Origin of the sequence: Streptomyces sp. NPDC050147, from assembly GCF_040660195.1 — a bacterium.
Classification (GTDB): Bacteria; Actinomycetota; Actinomycetes; order Streptomycetales; family Streptomycetaceae; genus Streptomyces.
Window position 1 is genome coordinate 58,682 of the sequence record NZ_JBFALJ010000001.1, and the last position, 17,116, is coordinate 75,797.

Genomic DNA, 17,116 nt, shown 5'->3' on the forward strand with positions numbered 1-17,116 from the left:
CTGCCGGATGGCCGAGCGTACGGGAGAGGCGGGAGGCGTGAAGTGATCTCTTACGGACTGGAGGGCAAGGCCGTGCTGATCACCGGCGCGGGCCGTGGGCAGGGAGCGGCGGAGGCGCGGCTCTTCGCGGAGGCCGGGGCGCGGGTCGTGGTCACGGATGTCCGGGAGGAGGAAGGGCGGGAGGTCGCCAAGTCCCTCGGCGAGCAGGGCCTTTTCGTACGTCATGACGTCACGGACGCGGAGAGCTGGGCGTCGGCCGTGTCGGCCGGGGTGCGGGCCTTCGGCCGCCTGGACGCGCTGGTGAACAACGCGGCGCTGTGGCGCACGGCGTCCGTGGAGACGGAGACGTACGAGAACTTCGAGGCTTTGATCCGGGTCAACCTGCTCGGCCCGTTCCTGGGCATCCAGGCGGTGCTGCCCGCGCTGCGGGCCGTCGGCGGCGGCTCGATCGTGAACGTCTCGTCGACGGCGGGGCTCGTGGGGATACGGGGGCACGCGGCGTACGGGTCGACGAAGTTCGGGTTGCGGGGGCTGACCCGCTCTTCGGCGCTGGACCTCGCGGAGTACGGGGTGCGGGTCAACTCCGTTCACCCGGGGGCGATCGACACCCCGATGATCTCCGCGGCCTCCGCCGGGCGGGACTGGTCCCATCTGCCGCTGGGGCGGATGGGCCGTCCCGAGGAGGTCGGGGAGCTGGTCCTGTTCCTCGCGTCGGAGGCGTCGTCGTACGTGACGGGGGCGGAGTTCGCGGTTGATGGGGGGTCGACGGCGGGGTGAGGGCGGACCCTGCGGGGCTTTCCCCAATCCCACCCCTTCCCGAAACTGGGGCTCCGCCCCAGACCCCGGCCCTCAAGCGCCGGACGGGCTGAAAGATTTCAGCCCGTCGTGGGGGTCCCCCCTACTCTCTAAGAGCTTGGGGGAGCTTGAGGACGAACTCGGTGAAGCCGGTGATGGCGGTCACCAGGGCCCCCGCGCCGAGCGGGTTTTCGGGAAGGGGCGGGGTTGGGGAAAGAAAAAGCCCCTACCCCACCTGCTCCCGAAACGCCGGCAACTCAAAGATCCGTGTCTTGGCCTCATCGTCCATCAGCTCGACCAGCGGCATCACCAGCTCCCACAGGTCCCGCTTGTCGACCTCCAGGGCGAGCGCGTCCAGGTCAGGCGCGGACAGCACCCCCGCCGCATCGGCGACAACCTTGCGGGACTCCGGCGGCAACACCTCCACCAGCGGCAGGAACTCCGCCCACAGACCGGTCACCACCACCGCCCGCACAATCCCGCCCAGCACCTCCGCATCCCGTAGGGAAGGAAGCACCGCGACCGCCCGCCGCTCCTCCTCCCCCAGCAGCGCGACCAGCGGCAGCAGCGACTCCCACAGATCCTGCTCGGCCACGGTTCCGACCAGGGAGTCCAGCTCGCCCTGCGGCCGGCCCGCGGCGAGCGACGCGATACGCCCCCGCTGCTCCCCCGTCACCATCCCGGCCACGGCAAGCGCCTCAGGCCACAACCCCTCCCCCGACGCCGACGCGATGACCGACGCAAGCCGCTCCGCTCCCATCAGATCGATGATCTGGCCCAGCCGCTCCGGCAGGTCGATCGCGAACCCCGTCCGCAGGACGGCCGCGTCGTCCACCTGCGGCAGGATCCGGCGCAGCGCCGAGTCCGGCAGGTGGCCGACGAACCGGCCCATCGTCAGGTGGTCGCCCCGCTCGGCGAGGGCCACCGCGATCCGCACCACGAGACCCTCGTCGAGCCGGTCGACGATGCCCTTGATCCTGCGCGGGTCGAGATGCCCGCACGACTCCGCCGTGAACGGCACCGGCAGCTTCTCGATGATGTCCGCGGCCCGCGTCGGTTCGAGGCGTCCGGCGACCCCGGCGGCGAGCCGTGGTCCGAGTGCCTTCTGCGAGATCGCGGCCGCGACCCCGGCCGGCACCAGCTTCGTCGCCGACGCGATCCGGTCCAGCATCTCAGGCGTACGGTCGAAGAGCGCCGCGACGCAGCTCTCGCGGAAGCGGCGTACGTCCTCGACGGGGAGGCCCCGCAGGAACGTGAGCTCGTCCGGCTCCACGTCGAGGAGACGCGCGGTCTTCAGGGTCTCCGCCCTGCTGCGCAGCTTGTCCATGACCCGCTCCCTCCCTATCGGAACAGAATCCGGCGTACGGGACCGCGGGCGAGGGCGGGCACCTGCTTCAGCGCCTCCTCGGCGGCCTCGTTCAGGCCCGAGGCACGGCGCGCGCGTTCGCGCCTCAGGGCTTCGGTCAGCAGGGTCAGCTGCTCGGGTGCCAACTGGCCGAAGGATTCCGGTGGTTCGTCCCGCAGCTCCTTGCCGAGCCGCTCCCGCGCTTCGGTGCTCATCGGGCCTCCCATGGCCGGGTACGGCTCCCGAGACTGGAGTGCGATTGACTAATAGTCAATAGAGGCGGATCCGGAAGGCGCGCTACCGCGCAACCACACGTAATCTTGTGCGAATGAAACGTGCAGGCCTCCTCCTTCTCGCCGTCGCCCCGGTCGCCACGGTCGCCGTCTACCTCTTGGGCGGGGACCCGGACAGTGATGCCGCCGCAGGTCAGAACGGGCCCGGCACCCAGCGGCCCTACGACAAGGACAAGTCGGCGGCCGAGATCAAGGCCGACGACAAGCTGATCGCGAGCCTGCCCGCGGGCCTCGCGGCGCCCGCCAAGAAGGAGCTGGCCCAGAAGCTGGTGACGAGCGCGGAGAACTCCACGCTGAACTGGCGCGGCCAGTACGGCTACATCGAGGACATAGGCGACGGGAACGGCTACACCGCGGGCATCATCGGCTTCTGCACCGGGACCCACGACCTGCTGACCCTCGTCGAGCGCTACACGAAGGATCACCCGGACAACGGCCTGGCCCGCTATCTGCCCGCCCTGCGCAAGGTCGACGGCAGCGACTCGCACGAGGGCCTCGACCCCGGCTTCACCAAGGCATGGAAGGCGGAGGCCACGAAGCCCGCGTTCCAGAAGGCCCAGAACAGGACGCGCGACCGCGTCTACTTCGACCCGGCGGTGCGCCTCGCCAAGCTCGACGGGCTCGGCACGCTCGGCCAGTTCATCTACTACGACGCGATGGTCCTGCACGGCCCCGGCACCGGGCCGCGCGGCTTCTACGGCCTGCGCGAGGCGGCGCTGAACGAGGCGAACACGCCCGCGCAGGGCGGCAAGGAGAAGGCGTACCTGGACATCTTCCTCGACATCCGCACCCAGGCGATGAAGGAGAAGAAGGCCCACCGCGACACGAGCCGCGTCGAGACGGCCCAGCGGCAGTTCCTCTATGACGGCAATTTCGCCCTGAAGACGCCGCTGACCTGGAAGGTGTACGGGGAGACGTTCAAGGTCCCGTAACCGGACCCTGAACGCCCCCCACGGGGGCTCAGCCCTTGACGGCTCCCGCCGCGAGGCCCGAGCCGAGCTTCCGGTGCACGATCACGAAGAAGATCATCACCGGCACGGTGACCAGCGTGGAGCTGGCCATGACCGGGCCCCAGGCCGTGGAGTTCTCGCCGAAGAACTGGTAAATGCCCACGGCGGCCGTGTACTTGTCGCTGCCCTTCATGAAGGTGTACGCGAAGACGAACTCGTTCCACGCCGTGATGAAGGCGAAGATCGAGGTCGCGACGAGTCCGGGCGCCACCAGCGGAAGCAGCACCGACCGGAACATCCGGAACCAGGACGCCCCGTCGATGTACGCCGCCTCCTCGACCTCCTTCGGCACGGTCTGGACGAAGCCGCGCAGGGTCCAGATCGCGAAGGGGAGCGAGAGCGCGACGTAGACGATCGTCAGGCCGAGCAGCGTGTTGAGCATGTCGTAGTCCCGCATCTGGATGAAGAGCGGGATGACGAGTGCTTCCAGCGGCACCATCTGCACTATCAGGACCATGATCAGTACGGAGGTCCGGAACCGGAACTTGAAGCGGGCCACCGCGATCGCCGCGAAGAGCGAGAGCACTCCGGCGGCGAGGATCGTGCCGAAGCCGACGAGCGCCGAGTTCAGCAGATACGTGCCGAAGTTGCCCTTTTCGAACACATAGGTGAAGTGCTCGAAGCTGAGGCCGCTCGGCAGCACGTCCGAACCGCGTGTGATCGCCTTCGGGTCCAGCGCCGTGGAGATCATCCAGTACACGGGGAAGAGCGTGAAGAGCAGCAGCGCGGCGACCGCGACGGACAGGCCGATGCGTGTGGCGGGCGTGGTGCGACGGGACGTCACAGGTCCTCCTCCCCCTGCCGGAACAGCGTGCGGATGTAGACGATCGTGATGGCGAGCAGCAGCAGGGTCAGCAGGACCGCGGCCGCCGCGCCCGTCCCGTAGTCGTTCTTGGCGAACGCCTGGATGTAGGAGAAGACGCCGAGGTTGTAGACCTCTTCGTTGGCGCCGTCACCGCCCGGCATCAGATAGATCTGGGTGAAGACCTTGAAGTCCCAGATGGTGGAGAGGATGGTCACCACGAGGAAGACGGGCTTGATCGTCGGCAGCGTGATCTTCCAGAACCGCTGCCAGGCGTTGGCTCCGTCCAGCTCCCCCGCTTCGTAGAGCTCCTTGGGGATCGTCATCAGGCCCGCGAGGACGGTGATGGCGACGAACGGGAAGCCGTGGTGGACGACGTTCAGGGTCGCGATCGCGTAGAACGGCCCGCGCTCGGTGAACCAGTTGGTGGTCTCGGGGTCGATGAGCCCCATCGAGCCCGCGATCTGGCTGACCATGCCGTCCTGCGGCTGGAAGAGCCAGATCCAGACGTACGTCCCGGTGACGGCGGGCATCGCCCAGGCCGCCAGGATCGCGATGGAGCAGATGAGCCGCCAGGTCGGGCCGAGGCGGTTGAGCAGCAGCGCGACGAGGGTGCCGAGCGCGACGGTGAGGCCGACGCAGGCGATCGCGAAGAAGGCCGTGTTGGGCAGGACCGTCTTCCACAGGAGTCCGCTGCCGAGCAGGTCGGTGTAGTGGTCGAATCCCGTGTACGTGCCCACTCCGCCGCCGAACTTGACGACGTAGTCCTGCATCGAGAGCTTGACGACCTGGATCAGCGGCCAGAGCAGCAGGCCCGCGAGGACCAGGAGGGACGGGGCGAGGAGCAGCCACGGCCGGGTGAGACCGACCAGTTTCTTCTTGCGGAGGGCCGCTTCGTGTTCCGGACGGGGGGCGGCGGGGCGACGGGCCGTGGTGTCTTCCTCGGGCCCGTCGCCGACAAGCGTGTCTTTCACGGCTTTCACAGTGCCGACTCGCCCTTGCCTACTTGTCCTTGGCGAAGATCGCGTCCATGTCGTTGGCGGCCTTGTCCGCCGCTTCCTGGACGGAGGACTTCCCGGTGAGGATCGACTGCACCATGCCGGGGATGACCTTCGACGCCTGGATCTCGCCGTACGCCTTCGTCTTGGGGACGGTCGCGCCGGCCTCCAGCATCTGCTTGGCGAACGGCTCGACCAGCGGGTCCTTCTTGGCCTCGATCTTCTTCAGCTCGGAGTTCTGGCCGGGGAAGTAGTTGGTCTCGGCCGCCCACTTGGCCGCGAAGTCACCCGTGGTCAGCATCTTCACGAACTCCCACGCGAGGTCCTTCTTGTCCGTGTTGAACGTGGACAGGTAGGAGCCGCCGAGGAAGGACTTGCTCATGCCGCCGTCCTGGCCGGGGATCGGCACGGCGGCGAGCTTGCCCTTGAGGTCCGGGTTGGCGTCGACGATGGCCTTGGGGGTCCAGTTGCCGCCGACCGCCATGGAGATCTGGCCCTTGTTCCAGGCGTCGCCGACCTCCTTCTCCGTCCAAGTGTTGACCTTGGCCGGGGAGACCTTGTCCTTGGTGGCGAGGCCCGTGTAGAACTCGATGCCCTTGACGGCCTCGGGCGAGTTGATGCCGGACTTCCACTTGCCGTCCTGCTCCGTGGCGAGTTCGCCTCCGGCGCCCCAGACGAAGGGCGCGGCGAACATCTCGGCGCCGCCGGCGACCGGGAAGGGGATCATCCCGGGCTCCTTGTCCTTCAGCGTCTTGGCCGCGGCCTTGAGCTCCTTCCAGCTGGTCGGCGCCTTGAGCTTGTGCTTCTCGAAGATGTCCTTGCGGTAGACGATGCTGCGTACGCCCGCGTACCAGGGCATGCCGTACTGCTTGCCGTCGAGCGTGCCCGCGTCCTTGAGGCCCTCGACGAGGTCGTCGCCCAGTCCCGACTTCTTGACGTCGTCGGTCACGTCGACGAGTGCGCCGGTCTCGGCGAACTGCGGCACCCAGGTCGTGCCGACCTCGGCCACGTCCGGAACCTGGTCCTCGCCGCCCTCGATGGCGGTGGTGAACTTCTTCTGCGCCGTGGCCCACTGCTGGTACTCGACGTGGATCTTGGCGCCGGTCTTCTTCTGGAACGCCTTCTCGGCCTCCTTGAAGAAGGGCCTGGCGTCGGGGTTGGTCCCTTCCATGATCCAGACGGTGAGGGTCTTGCCCTTGCCGTCCGTCGCCTTGCCGCCGCTGTCGCTCCCGTCATCGCCGCCGCATGCCGTCGCGGTCAGTCCGAGCGTCATGGCGATACCTGCCGCGATGACCCGTCGCTTCATACCGGCCCCCTCATGGGTACGTGCTGGTTCCTGCGCCGATCCGTTCCGTGGGAGCGATTGTGGTCACAGGGGCTCGGTGCGGTCTAGACCCATCTGGGGCCGCTGCCGAACCGTAATGAGCATTGCGGCCAGCGCAATGCACAACGCGCGTTGCGCAGCTCGCAACGGCTTCCCGCTCTCCGGGAAGACCGCCTGCTCCCCACCCGCCACCCCCGCCTGACCCGGCGACGGTCCCGGGGCCGGTGGCTCCGGCGACCCAGTCGATGGTCATCGCGCTCGGCGAATCAGCCGGGCTGACCCCTCGGCCGAGTTCACACAGCAGGCTCCGGCAGGGAACCGAGGTGCTCGATGACCCGCTTGCGCAGGAGAAGGTATTCGTCCCAGCGACGCAGAGGGCCCGGCGGGCGTACCACCACACGGCCTTCAGTGACAGTCTGACCTCGCTGGAACTGCTCGCGCGTCAGATCGAGTTCGATGCCGCTGGCCAGCCGCATCGAGTTCGATGCCGCTGGCCAGCCGGTTCCACATATGAAAGCCGTGCTGGTCGCCGTTGAAGTGCACCTCGCCCGCCATGAGGTCGCCGCCGAAGACGTCATGGACGATCAAAGCCGTGATGTCGCAGTGCCCCCAGGCCGGGTTCTCAGGCTGCCAGCGGACGCGGGCAGGCGTGCACGGAGGCAGCCATCGGCGGCGGAATGCAGGAAAATCCCGCGCCACGCCGTGCCGCACAAGGCCAAGATGCAACTTTCCTGCAATCCACACCGTCCGGTCGTCTTCCCTCGCGCGGTGGAGGGGCGGGTGTCAAGGGTGGAGCGCAGCGCAATCGGCGCAGCCGACGCGACGCAGGAGCGCCCTTGACACCCGGCCCGCAACCGCCAACCTCGCGGCAACCGGACGGCGCCGGCACCAACACCACCCCCGGCCCAGCAAAGCCGCCGGTACGGCGAAGCCCCCCGCCCCCCTGCTCAGGCGTGAGGCAGCCTTGCTCACCCCGCCAACCCCGCTTTCCCACCCTTGCCGCGTCGGCCTGCGAGGCAGCTTGGTCCCTGGGGATCAGCCGAGCGGAAGACCGCTGTAGGCGCCAGGTGACGGGGCCCGGCACGAGATCTTGCCCCGCCTGCGACGCCTGGTCCTCAGTCGGGGCGCTTGGCCATGACGACCACGCCCGGCCCGGTCTGCTCATCCGCGGGGAGCCGGAGTTCGGCGACCGGGCGCAGGCCGGCCCGCTCGATCAGGTCCACGAGCTGCTCCGGCCGCCACTTGTGCGTGGTCCAACGAACGGGCACTCCTCCGTACGCCTCGGTGCGCACCGCGTCCTCGTCGCCGACATGCGTCGCGGCGATGAAGCTCCCGCCCGGCTTCAGGGCGTGCGCGAAATGGGCGAGGACCTGAGGAAGGACGTCGCGGGGAAGGTTGAACAGTGACCACCACCCGAGCACGCCGCCGAGGGACGCTTCAGCGAGGTCGAGCTCGGTGGCGGAGGCGACACTGAAGCGGCACTGCGGATGCAGACGGCGCGCGTTCTCGATCATGCGTGGAGAGAGGTCCACCCCGGTTACGTCGAGTCCACGTTCGGCGAGGTAGCCGGTCACCGTGCCAGGGCCGCAGCCGACGTCGAGGACGGGTCCGAGCTCGCCCACGGTGTCGGCGAAGGCGTCGATCGACGCCTTGAGCCAGGGATGGCGACGGATGTCACCCATGCCCGTCGTCACCACCATGTGGGCGTAGTTGTCGGCGACTTGGTCATAAGACTCGCGGACCACGTCGAGATCGGCGGGGCGGTCGATGGGGTGTGTGCGCATCAGCCAACAATAGGACGCCGGCTTCGGAGAGCAGTCGTCCAGGATGAGCGAAGCCGCACAGCACCGCCACAGGCGCCCTTGTCGCAGAGAAGTCCCACGAAATTTGGCGTACTGACGGGTTCTGATGGGACTTTCGTGCAATCAGCGCGGCCTTGCTAGGTTCCCCGACACCCTCTGCACGGTCAGCGGCGGACAAGGCGATTGCGTCCAGGTAGCCGACGGTGATTGCGTCCAGGTAGCCGACGGCATACCCCACCTCACCCCCGTCCGCGACAGCAAGCAGCATCCCACCGCCCCAGTGATCTGCTTCGGCCACGACGCCTGGCAGGCGTTCCTCACGCACCTCAGCTGAACCCCGCCACAACGCCACGACGCCACGACGCCCGCCCAAGTCCGGTCGGGGACAAGGCGGGCGTCGCATCAGTTCCGTACTCCGTTGTACGGGACGTATGAGGGGTTGTGCGGGAGGGTCAGACCATCAGTGAGCGGTCCGTCGGACGAATCGGCGACGGAAGGTCGCTCGCACCGGTCAGGAATCGGTCCACGCCCCGCGCAGCGGAACGGCCCTCGGCGATCGCCCAGACGATGAGCGACTGGCCGCGGCCCGCGTCACCGGCGACGAAGACGCCGGGGACGTTCGTCTGGAACTCGGCGTCGCGGGCGACGTTGCCGCGCTCGTCGAGGTCCAGGGAGAACTGGTCCACCAGGCCGTTCTCGCGGTCCGTGCCCGTGAAGCCCATGGCGAGCGTGACCAGCTGGGCGGGGATCTTGCGCTCCGTGCCCGGCTTGGGAGTCAGCTTGCCGTCGATGAACTCCACCTCGGTGAGGTGCAGGAACTGGACGTTGCCGTCCTCGTCGCCCTCGAAGTGCGTGGTCGAGACGGAGTAGACCCGCTCGCCGCCCTCCTCGTGCGCGGAGGTCACCTTGTAGAGCATGGGGAAGGTCGGCCACGGCTGGTTGGCGCTGCGCTCCTCGCCCGGACGCGGCATGATCTCCAGCTGCGTGACCGAGGCCGCGCCCTGGCGGTGCGCCGTGCCGACGCAGTCCGCGCCGGTGTCGCCGCCGCCGATCACGACCACGTGCTTGCCCTCTGCCGAGACCGGAGTCGTGACGTAGTCGCCCTCCTGGACCTTGTTGGCCAGGGGCAGGTACTCCATCGCCTGGTAGACGCCCTTGAGCTCACGGCCGGGGACCGGCAGATCGCGTGCCATCGTGGCGCCCGCGGCGATGACCACCGCGTCGTACCGCTTGCGCAGCTTCATCGCGTCGATGTCGCGGCCGATCTCCACGCCCGTACGGAACTTGGTGCCCTCCGCGCGCATCTGCTCGATGCGGCGGTTGATGTGGCGCTTCTCCATCTTGAACTCGGGGATGCCGTAGCGGAGCAAGCCGCCGATGCGGTCCGCGCGCTCGTACACGGCGACCGTGTGGCCCGCCCGCGTCAGCTGCTGAGCCGCGGCCAGACCCGCCGGGCCCGAGCCGATGACGGCGACGGTCTTGCCGGACAGGCGGTCGGGCGCCTGCGGCTTGACGTCGTTCGCGTCCCACGCCTTGTCGATGATGGAGACTTCGACGTTCTTGATGGTGACGGCAGGCTGGTTGATGCCGAGCACGCACGCCGACTCGCAGGGCGCCGGACACAGGCGGCCGGTGAACTCCGGGAAGTTGTTCGTGGCGTGCAGGCGCTCGGAAGCGGCCGACCAGTCCTCGCGGTACGCGAAGTCGTTCCACTCCGGGATGAGGTTGCCCAGCGGACAGCCCTGGTGGCAGAACGGGATACCGCAGTCCATGCAGCGCGACGCCTGCTTGGAGATGATCGGGAGGAGGGAGCCCGGGACGTAGACCTCGTTCCAGTCCCGGACGCGCTCGCCGACCGGGCGGGTCTGCGCGACCTCGCGGCCATGGTTCAAAAAGCCCTTGGGATCAGCCATTGGTCGCCGCCTCCATCATCTTCTCGGTGATCTCGGTCTCGGAGAGACCGGCTCGCTCGGCGGCGTCCTTGGCGGCGAGCACTGCCTTGTACGTGCTGGGGATGATCCTGCTGAAGCGCTCCACGGCGGTGTCCCACTCGGCGAGCAGCTTCTCGGCGACGGTCGAGCCGGTCTCCTCCTGGTGGCGGCGCACGACGTCGTGCAGCCACTTCTTGTCGGAGTCGTCCAGAGCCTCGACGGCGCCCAGGTTGCCGGGGTTGACGTTGTCCCGGTCGAGGTCGATGACGTACGCGATGCCGCCCGACATGCCGGCCGCGAAGTTGCGGCCCGTCTCGCCGAGGATCACCGCGTGGCCGCCGGTCATGTACTCGCAGCCGTGGTCGCCCACGCCCTCGGACACGACCGTCGCGCCGGAGTTGCGGACGCAGAACCGCTCGCCGGTGCGGCCACGGAGGAACAGCTCGCCGCCGGTCGCGCCGTACGCGATGGTGTTGCCCGCGATGGTCGAGTACTCGGCGAGGTGGTCGGCGCCGCGGTCCGGGCGGACGACGATACGGCCGCCGGACAGGCCCTTGCCGACGTAGTCGTTGGCGTCGCCCTCCAGGCGCAGGGTCACGCCGCGCGGCACGAACGCGCCGAACGACTGGCCCGCGGAGCCGGTGAAGGTGATGTCGATGGTGTCGTCGGGCAGGCCCGCGCCACCGAACTTCTTCGTCACCTCGTGGCCGAGCATGGTGCCGACCGTCCGGTTGATGTTGCGGATCGGGACCTGCGCGCGGACCGGCTGGGCGTCACTCGCGCCGGCGGCGGAGAGCGCGTCGGCGGCGAGCTTGATCAGCTCGTTGTCGAGCGCCTTCTCCAGGCCGTGGTCCTGGGCGGCGATCTGGTGGCGCACGGCGCCGCCGGGCAGCGACGGCACGTGGAAGAGGGGCTCCAGGTCCAGGCCCTGCGCCTTCCAGTGCTTCACGGCGCGCTCGGTGTCGAGGAGTTCGGCGTGGCCGACGGCCTCCTCGATGGTGCGGAAGCCCAGCTCGGCAAGGATCTCGCGGACCTCTTCGGCGATGAACTCGAAGAAGTTGACGATGTACTCGGCCTTGCCGGTGAAGCGCTCGCGCAGCGCCGGGTTCTGCGTGGCGATGCCGACCGGGCAGGTGTCCAGGTGGCAGACGCGCATCATGACGCAGCCGGAGACGACGAGCGGCGCGGTCGCGAAACCGAACTCCTCGGCGCCAAGGAGAGCGGCGATGACGACGTCACGGCCGGTCTTGAGCTGACCGTCCGTCTGGACGACGATGCGGTCGCGCAGGCCGTTGAGCAGCAGCGTCTGCTGGGTCTCGGCGAGGCCAAGCTCCCAGGGACCGCCCGCGTGCTTGAGCGAGGTGAGCGGCGAGGCACCCGTACCACCGTCGTGGCCGGAGATGAGGACGACGTCCGCGTGCGCCTTGGAGACACCCGCGGCGACCGTGCCGACGCCGACCTCGGAGACCAGCTTCACGTGAATCCGCGCCTGCGGGTTCGCGTTCTTCAGGTCGTGGATCAGCTGCGCCAGGTCCTCGATGGAGTAGATGTCGTGGTGCGGCGGCGGGGAGATCAGGCCCACGCCCGGCGTCGAGTGACGCGTCTTGGCGACCCACGGGTAGACCTTGTGTCCCGGCAGCTGGCCACCCTCGCCGGGCTTGGCGCCCTGCGCCATCTTGATCTGGATGTCGTCCGCGTTGACCAGGTACTCCGAGGTCACACCGAAGCGGCCGGACGCGACCTGCTTGATGGACGAGCGGCGGGCCGGGTCGTACAGGCGCTCCGCGTCCTCGCCGCCTTCGCCGGTGTTGGACTTGCCGCCCAGCTGGTTCATGGCGATGGCGAGCGTCTCGTGCGCCTCGCTGGAGATCGAGCCGTACGACATGGCGCCGGTCGAGAACCGCTTGACGATGTCGGCGGCCGACTCGACCTCGTCGATGGAGATCGACGGGCGGTCCGACTTCAGGTTGAACAGGCCGCGCAGCGTCATGAGGCGCTCGGACTGCTCGTTCACGCGGTCGGTGTACTTCTTGAAGATGTCGTAGCGGCGGTTGCGTGTGGAGTGCTGCAGGCGGAAGACCGTCTCCGGGTCGAAGAGGTGCGGCTCGCCCTCGCGGCGCCACTGGTACTCACCGCCTATGTCGAGCGCGCGGTGCGCGGAGGCGACGCCCGAGCCCGGGTACGCCTTGGCGTGCCGGGCGGCGACCTCCTGCGCGATGACGTCGATGCCGACCCCGCCGATCTTGGACGTCGTACCGACGAAGTACTTCGCGACGAAGTTCTCCTGGAGGCCGACGGCCTCGAAGACCTGCGCGCCGCGGTAGGAGGCGACGGTGGAGATGCCCATCTTGGACATGACCTTCAGGACGCCCTTGCCGAGCGCGTAGATCAGGTTCCGGATGGCCTGCTCGGCCTCGATACCGGGCAGGAAGGTGCCCGCGCGGACGAGGTCCTCGACGGACTCCATCGCGAGGTAGGGGTTGACCGCCGCGGCGCCGTAGCCGATGAGGAGGGCCACGTGGTGGACCTCGCGGACGTCGCCCGCCTCGACGAGCAGGCCCACCTGGGTGCGCTGCTTGGTGCGGATGAGGTGGTGGTGGACGGCCGCGGTGAGCAGCAGCGAGGGGATCGGCGCGTGCTCGGCGTCGGAGTGCCGGTCGGAGAGCACGATCAGGCGGGCGCCGGCCTCTATGGCGGCGTCGGCCTCGGCGCAGATCTCCTCGATGCGGGCGGCGAGGGCGTCGCCACCGCCGCTGACGCGGTAGAGACCGGAGAGGGTCGCGGCCGTCATGCCGGGCATGTCGCCGTCGGCGTTGATGTGGATGAGCTTGGCGAGCTCGTCGTTGTCGATCACCGGGAAGGGCAGCGTGACGCCGCGACACGTCGCGGCGGTCGGCTCCAGGATGTTGCCCTGCGGGCCGAGCGAGGAGTGCAGCGAGGTGACGAGCTCTTCGCGGATGGCGTCAAGCGGCGGGTTCGTGACCTGCGCGAAGAGCTGCGTGAAGTAGTCGAAGATCAGCCGCGGGCGCTCGGAGAGAGCCGCGATCGGGGTGTCGGTGCCCATGGAGCCGAGCGGCTCGCCGCCGGTCTTGGCCATCGGCGCGAGGATGATGCGCAGCTCTTCCTCGGTGTAGCCGAAGGTCTGCTGGCGGCGCGTGACGGAGGCGTGGGTGTGCACGATGTGCTCGCGCTCGGGCAGGTCGGAGAGCTCGATCTCGCCCGCCTCCAGCCACTCCTGGTACGGCTTCTCGGCGGCGAGGGCGGCCTTGATCTCGTCGTCCTCGACGATGCGGTGCTCCGCGGTGTCGACGAGGAACATCTTGCCGGGCTGCAGGCGGCCCTTGCGGACGACCTTCGCGGGGTCGATGTCGAGGACGCCGACCTCGGAGCCGAGGACGACGAGGCCGTCGTCGGTGACCCAGTAGCGGCCGGGGCGCAGACCGTTGCGGTCGAGAACGGCGCCGACCTGGGTGCCGTCGGTGAAGGTGACGCAGGCCGGGCCGTCCCAGGGCTCCATCATCGTGGAGTGGTACTGGTAGAAGGCGCGCCGGGCCGGGTCCATCGAGCCGTGGTTCTCCCACGCCTCGGGGATCATCATCAGGACCGAGTGCGGAAGCGAACGTCCACCGAGGTGGAGGAGTTCCAGCACCTCGTCGAAGGACGCCGAGTCGGACGCGTCCGGCGTGCAGATCGGGAAGACACGGTCGAGCTTCTCGGATCCGAAGAGCTCGGAGGCGAGCTGCGACTCACGCGCCCGCATCCAGTTGCGGTTGCCCTTGACCGTGTTGATCTCGCCGTTGTGCGCGACGAAGCGGTACGGGTGTGCGAGCGGCCAGCTCGGGAACGTGTTGGTGGAGAAGCGCGAGTGGACGAGCGCGACGGCCGTGGCGAAACGGCGGTCGGACAGGTCGGGGAAGAACGGCTCCAGCTGGCCGGTGGTCAGCATGCCCTTGTAGACGATGGTGCGGGCGGAGAGCGAGGGGAAGTACGTCCCGGCCTCACGCTCGGCGCGCTTGCGCAGCACGAAGGCCTTGCGGTCGAGCTGCACGCCGGTGCTCTCGCCGTCGGCCACGAAGATCTGCCGGAAGACCGGCATCGTCGAGCGTGCGGTGGACCCGAGCAGCTCGGGGGCGACGGGGACGTCGCGCCAGCCGAGGACCGTCAGGCCCTCCTCCGAGGCGATCGTCTCGATCTGTGAGACGGCGCCCTCGGTCGTACCCGCCGTGTCGACGGGCAGGAAGGCGATGCCGACGGCGTACGCACCGGCCTCGGGGAGCGCGAAGCCCGCGACCTCGCGCAGGAACGCGTCCGGCACCTGGAGCAGGATTCCGGCGCCGTCACCGGAGTCCGGCTCGGAGCCGGTGGCGCCACGGTGTTCGAGATTGCGCAGTACGGTCAGCGCCTGTTCGACAAGCTCATGGCTGGCTACACCGGTGAGGGTGGCCACGAACCCGACGCCACAGGCGTCGTGCTCGTTACGGGGGTCGTACATGCCCTGGGGGGCGGGGCGACCGTCCATGGGCGACCAGGCGTGCGTACGCATTGGCTCTCCCGTCGTCGTCGTGGCATATGCAATAAGCGAGGGACGACGTTGGCCCAGGCAAAATTTCGTGCAGGTTACATGATGGAACGCTTCTCGGAAAGCGGATAGCTCATTCCACCATGTGGACACCGCCCATAGGCGTGGAGAGCGGCGGGGGACCCCTGCGGACAGATCGATGACCGTGGGCCCGAGCGCGGCACAGGCCTCATTGCCCGCAGCGCTTACGGCTCATGCCCGGTGGTTAAGGATTCGAAACCGCCGAGTAACGGCTAGTTATGCATAGTCCCGCATAGGACTGCAAGGGTTCATCCTACGGCGGTACCGAACAGGCTGCCCAGGGCGTACGTCACACCCGCCGCGGCGCCGCCGAGCGCGAGCTGCCGCAGACCGCTGAACCACCAGGACCGCGCGGTCACCTTCGCGACGACGGCACCGCAGGCGAAGAGCCCGATCAGCGCGAGCAGCAGCGCGGGCCAGAACGTGTCGGCGCCGAGCAGGTACGGCAGCACGGGAAGCAGGGCGCCGAGCGCGAAGGCGCCGAAGGACGAGACCGCGGCGACGAGCGGGGAGGGCAGGTCGCCGGGGTCGATGCCGAGCTCCTCGCGCGCGTGGATCTCCAGGGCCTGCTCGGGGTCCTTGGAGAGCTGCTTGGCGACCTCGCGGGCCAGCGCGGGCTCGACGCCACGGGACTGGTACAGCTCCGCGAGCTCCTTCTCCTCGTCCGCGGGGTGCTTGCGCAACTCCCGTCGCTCCACGTCGAGTTCCGCCTGGACGAGCTCGCGCTGCGAGGCGACCGAGGTGTACTCACCGGCCGCCATGGAGAAGGCGCCCGCGGCGAGGCCGACCAGACCCGTGACGACGATGGTCTGCTGCGCGACGGCTCCACCGGCGACACCGGTCATCAGTGCCAGGTTGGACACCAGGCCGTCCATCGCGCCGAAGACGGCGGGGCGCAGCCAGCCGCCGTTGACGTCGCGGTGGGTGTGGTTGTCGCGGTGTGCCTCGTGCAGTGCCGCTTCGGTCTCGATGATCGCCATGGTGGGCCCCCTCAGTGCTTGGACGATCTCGAAAGTACGCGCGAAAAATCGCTCTCGCCAGCAAGGAAGGCCGTACTTACCTGCATGAACAAGCGTCTGTCGAACCGGTGAGCGCATGCGTCGGAGGGGTGACGTCGGCGGTGCGGATGCTCGCCTCGGGGGCGCCGCGTGGCAGAGATACCCGCAACGTCTCGGCACCATGGAGGCACGGCATGACGAGCTCGACCGGCGTGACAGGAGCGATCGGCCTGAGAGAGCGGGCGCGCGGCGCCCTCCTCGGCCTCGCGGTCGGCGACGCGCTGGGCGCGCCGGCCGAGAACATGAAGCCGTCGGAGATCCGCCGCCGTTGGGGACGCATCACCGGATACGTCGCCGAGCATCCCTCGGGCACGGACGACACCGAGTACGCGATCTTCTCCGGGCTCCTGCTGGCCCGGCACGGCTCGGCGCTCACCGTCGCGCATGTCGAGGCGGCCTGGCACGAGTGGATCGCGGACCTCGACGAGGGCCCTTTTCGGGGCGCGGGCTTCAGCGAACGCGGCACGCTGGAGAACCTGCGCCGCGGTCTCGCGGCGCCCATCTCGGCGCAGCACCGGCACGCGTGGAGCGACGGCCTGGCGATGCGGGCCGCCCCGTTCGGGGTCTTCGCCGCGGGCCGCCCCGCCGAAGCGGCCCGGCTCGTCACGATCGACGGCTCGGTCAGCCATGACGGCGAGGGCATCTACGGCGGGCAGGCGGTGGCCGCGGGCGTCGCGGCGGCGATGGGCGGGGAGCCGGTGGATTCCGTGGTGGCCGCGGCGCTGTCCGTCATCCCGGAGGACTGCTGGACCTCCCGCTCGCTGCGGCGTGCGGTGGCGGTGGCCCACCGCGGCGAACGCGCGGTCCGCTCGGCGGTGGTGATCGGCGGCTACCCCTGGACCGACCTCGCCCCCGAGGCGGTGGGGCTCGCCTTCGGGGCGTACGCGGCGGCCCGCGGCCACTTCCCGGACGCGGTGCTGACCGCCGTCAACATGGGCCGGGACGCGGATACGACTGCCGCTGTGGCTGGGGCGTTGTCCGGCGCATCCTGCGGGGTCGCGTCCATCCCCCTGGCGTGGGCGGCAGCCATCGCTCCCGCGCGGGGGAGTTGTCTGCCTTCCATGCGGGGGCATCACGTGCTGGACATCGCGGAGTTGCTCGTTCCTGACCGGGGGGTCTCGTGACCGCCGACAAGCCCGGCGCGTCTTGGCCCGGAGC

At 69.2% G+C, this 17,116-nt stretch carries 13 protein-coding genes and 1 pseudogene; 4 read left to right on the forward strand and 10 right to left on the reverse strand.

All coding sequences use genetic code 11. The features are described from left to right. The first annotated feature begins 45 nt into the window (after nucleotides 1-45). Nucleotides 46-777: a glucose 1-dehydrogenase gene (locus AB0I94_RS00250; RefSeq protein WP_363307707.1), complete on the forward strand. Its 732-nt coding sequence runs from the start codon at nucleotides 46-48 to the stop codon at nucleotides 775-777. Nucleotides 778-1,021: 244 nt separating this feature from the next. Here AB0I94_RS00250 and AB0I94_RS00255 read toward each other — a convergent pair whose 3' ends face one another. After that, entirely contained in the window at nucleotides 1,022-2,122 is a 1,101-nt protein-coding gene (locus AB0I94_RS00255; protein WP_363307106.1) for a hypothetical protein, read from the reverse strand. A gap of 14 nt (nucleotides 2,123-2,136) precedes the next feature. Further along, nucleotides 2,137-2,355, reverse strand: coding sequence for a hypothetical protein (locus AB0I94_RS00260; protein WP_363307107.1), 219 nt, complete (start codon nucleotides 2,353-2,355; stop codon nucleotides 2,137-2,139). 113 nt (nucleotides 2,356-2,468) lie between these two features. Between AB0I94_RS00260 and AB0I94_RS00265 the strand changes: the two genes are divergently transcribed. Beyond that, on the forward strand, nucleotides 2,469-3,365 hold the full coding sequence (locus tag AB0I94_RS00265; RefSeq protein WP_363307108.1) for a chitosanase: 897 nt from the start codon (nucleotides 2,469-2,471) through the stop codon (nucleotides 3,363-3,365). 28 nt (nucleotides 3,366-3,393) lie between these two features. Here AB0I94_RS00265 and AB0I94_RS00270 read toward each other — a convergent pair whose 3' ends face one another. The 5 genes and pseudogenes from AB0I94_RS00270 to AB0I94_RS00290 form a co-directional block, all read right to left on the reverse strand. Continuing rightward, nucleotides 3,394-4,227 carry a carbohydrate ABC transporter permease gene (locus AB0I94_RS00270; RefSeq protein WP_363307109.1) on the reverse strand — a complete coding sequence of 278 codons (834 nt, stop codon included), beginning with the start codon at nucleotides 4,225-4,227 and terminating at the stop codon, nucleotides 3,394-3,396. Further along, the gene (locus AB0I94_RS00275) at nucleotides 4,224-5,219 is read right to left on the reverse strand and encodes a sugar ABC transporter permease (RefSeq protein ID WP_363307110.1); all 996 of its coding nucleotides are present in this window, start codon (nucleotides 5,217-5,219) and stop codon (nucleotides 4,224-4,226) included. The genes AB0I94_RS00270 and AB0I94_RS00275 overlap by 4 nt, the downstream gene beginning before the upstream one ends. A 28-nt stretch (nucleotides 5,220-5,247) precedes the next feature. Next, nucleotides 5,248-6,549 carry a sugar ABC transporter substrate-binding protein gene (locus tag AB0I94_RS00280; protein WP_363307111.1) on the reverse strand — a complete coding sequence of 434 codons (1,302 nt, stop codon included), beginning with the start codon at nucleotides 6,547-6,549 and terminating at the stop codon, nucleotides 5,248-5,250. 311 nt (nucleotides 6,550-6,860) lie between these two features. Then, nucleotides 6,861-7,221 (reverse strand): annotated as a pseudogene (locus tag AB0I94_RS00285) (hypothetical protein); the annotation flags it as partial. A gap of 461 nt (nucleotides 7,222-7,682) precedes the next feature. Further along, nucleotides 7,683-8,351, reverse strand: coding sequence for a class I SAM-dependent methyltransferase (locus AB0I94_RS00290; protein WP_363307112.1), 669 nt, complete (start codon nucleotides 8,349-8,351; stop codon nucleotides 7,683-7,685). A gap of 124 nt (nucleotides 8,352-8,475) precedes the next feature. Here AB0I94_RS00290 and AB0I94_RS00295 point away from each other — a divergent pair, with 124 nt between their 5' ends. Then, on the forward strand, nucleotides 8,476-8,703 hold the full coding sequence (locus tag AB0I94_RS00295; protein ID WP_363307113.1) for a DUF397 domain-containing protein: 228 nt from the start codon (nucleotides 8,476-8,478) through the stop codon (nucleotides 8,701-8,703). Between the two features lie 118 nt (nucleotides 8,704-8,821). Here AB0I94_RS00295 and AB0I94_RS00300 read toward each other — a convergent pair whose 3' ends face one another. The 3 genes from AB0I94_RS00300 to AB0I94_RS00310 form a co-directional block, all read right to left on the reverse strand. Continuing rightward, entirely contained in the window at nucleotides 8,822-10,282 is a 1,461-nt protein-coding gene (locus AB0I94_RS00300) for a glutamate synthase subunit beta (RefSeq protein ID WP_363307114.1), read from the reverse strand. Further along, nucleotides 10,275-14,843, reverse strand: a complete 4,569-nt coding sequence (gltB, locus tag AB0I94_RS00305) for a glutamate synthase large subunit (protein WP_363307115.1) — start codon at nucleotides 14,841-14,843, stop codon at nucleotides 10,275-10,277. Before gltB ends, AB0I94_RS00300 begins: the two co-directional genes overlap by 8 nt. A gap of 305 nt (nucleotides 14,844-15,148) precedes the next feature. Further along, nucleotides 15,149-15,880 carry a VIT1/CCC1 transporter family protein gene (locus AB0I94_RS00310; RefSeq protein WP_363307116.1) on the reverse strand — a complete coding sequence of 244 codons (732 nt, stop codon included), beginning with the start codon at nucleotides 15,878-15,880 and terminating at the stop codon, nucleotides 15,149-15,151. A 212-nt stretch (nucleotides 15,881-16,092) separates the two neighbouring features. Between AB0I94_RS00310 and AB0I94_RS00315 the strand changes: the two genes are divergently transcribed. After that, complete coding sequence (locus AB0I94_RS00315; RefSeq protein WP_363307117.1) at nucleotides 16,093-17,082, forward strand: ADP-ribosylglycohydrolase family protein; 990 nt, start codon at nucleotides 16,093-16,095, stop codon at nucleotides 17,080-17,082. Nucleotides 17,083-17,116: the final 34 nt, after the last annotated feature.

Bases quoted from the DNA above. Each gene is read 5' to 3' on its own strand.
- AB0I94_RS00255 (WP_363307106.1), bottom strand. From the start codon at position 2,122: ATGGACAAGCTGCGCAGCAGGGCGGAGACCCTGAAGACCGCGCGTCTC.
- AB0I94_RS00260 (WP_363307107.1), bottom strand. From the start codon at position 2,355: ATGAGCACCGAAGCGCGGGAGCGGCTCGGCAAGGAGCTGCGGGACGAA.
- AB0I94_RS00265 (WP_363307108.1), top strand. From the start codon at position 2,469: ATGAAACGTGCAGGCCTCCTCCTTCTCGCCGTCGCCCCGGTCGCCACG.
- AB0I94_RS00280 (WP_363307111.1), bottom strand. From the start codon at position 6,549: ATGAAGCGACGGGTCATCGCGGCAGGTATCGCCATGACGCTCGGACTG.
- AB0I94_RS00290 (WP_363307112.1), bottom strand. From the start codon at position 8,351: ATGCGCACACACCCCATCGACCGCCCCGCCGATCTCGACGTGGTCCGC.
- AB0I94_RS00295 (WP_363307113.1), top strand. From the start codon at position 8,476: ATGGGACTTTCGTGCAATCAGCGCGGCCTTGCTAGGTTCCCCGACACC.
- AB0I94_RS00300 (WP_363307114.1), bottom strand. From the start codon at position 10,282: ATGGCTGATCCCAAGGGCTTTTTGAACCATGGCCGCGAGGTCGCGCAG.
- gltB (WP_363307115.1), bottom strand. From the start codon at position 14,843: ATGCGTACGCACGCCTGGTCGCCCATGGACGGTCGCCCCGCCCCCCAG.
- AB0I94_RS00310 (WP_363307116.1), bottom strand. From the start codon at position 15,880: ATGGCGATCATCGAGACCGAAGCGGCACTGCACGAGGCACACCGCGAC.
- AB0I94_RS00315 (WP_363307117.1), top strand. From the start codon at position 16,093: ATGACGAGCTCGACCGGCGTGACAGGAGCGATCGGCCTGAGAGAGCGG.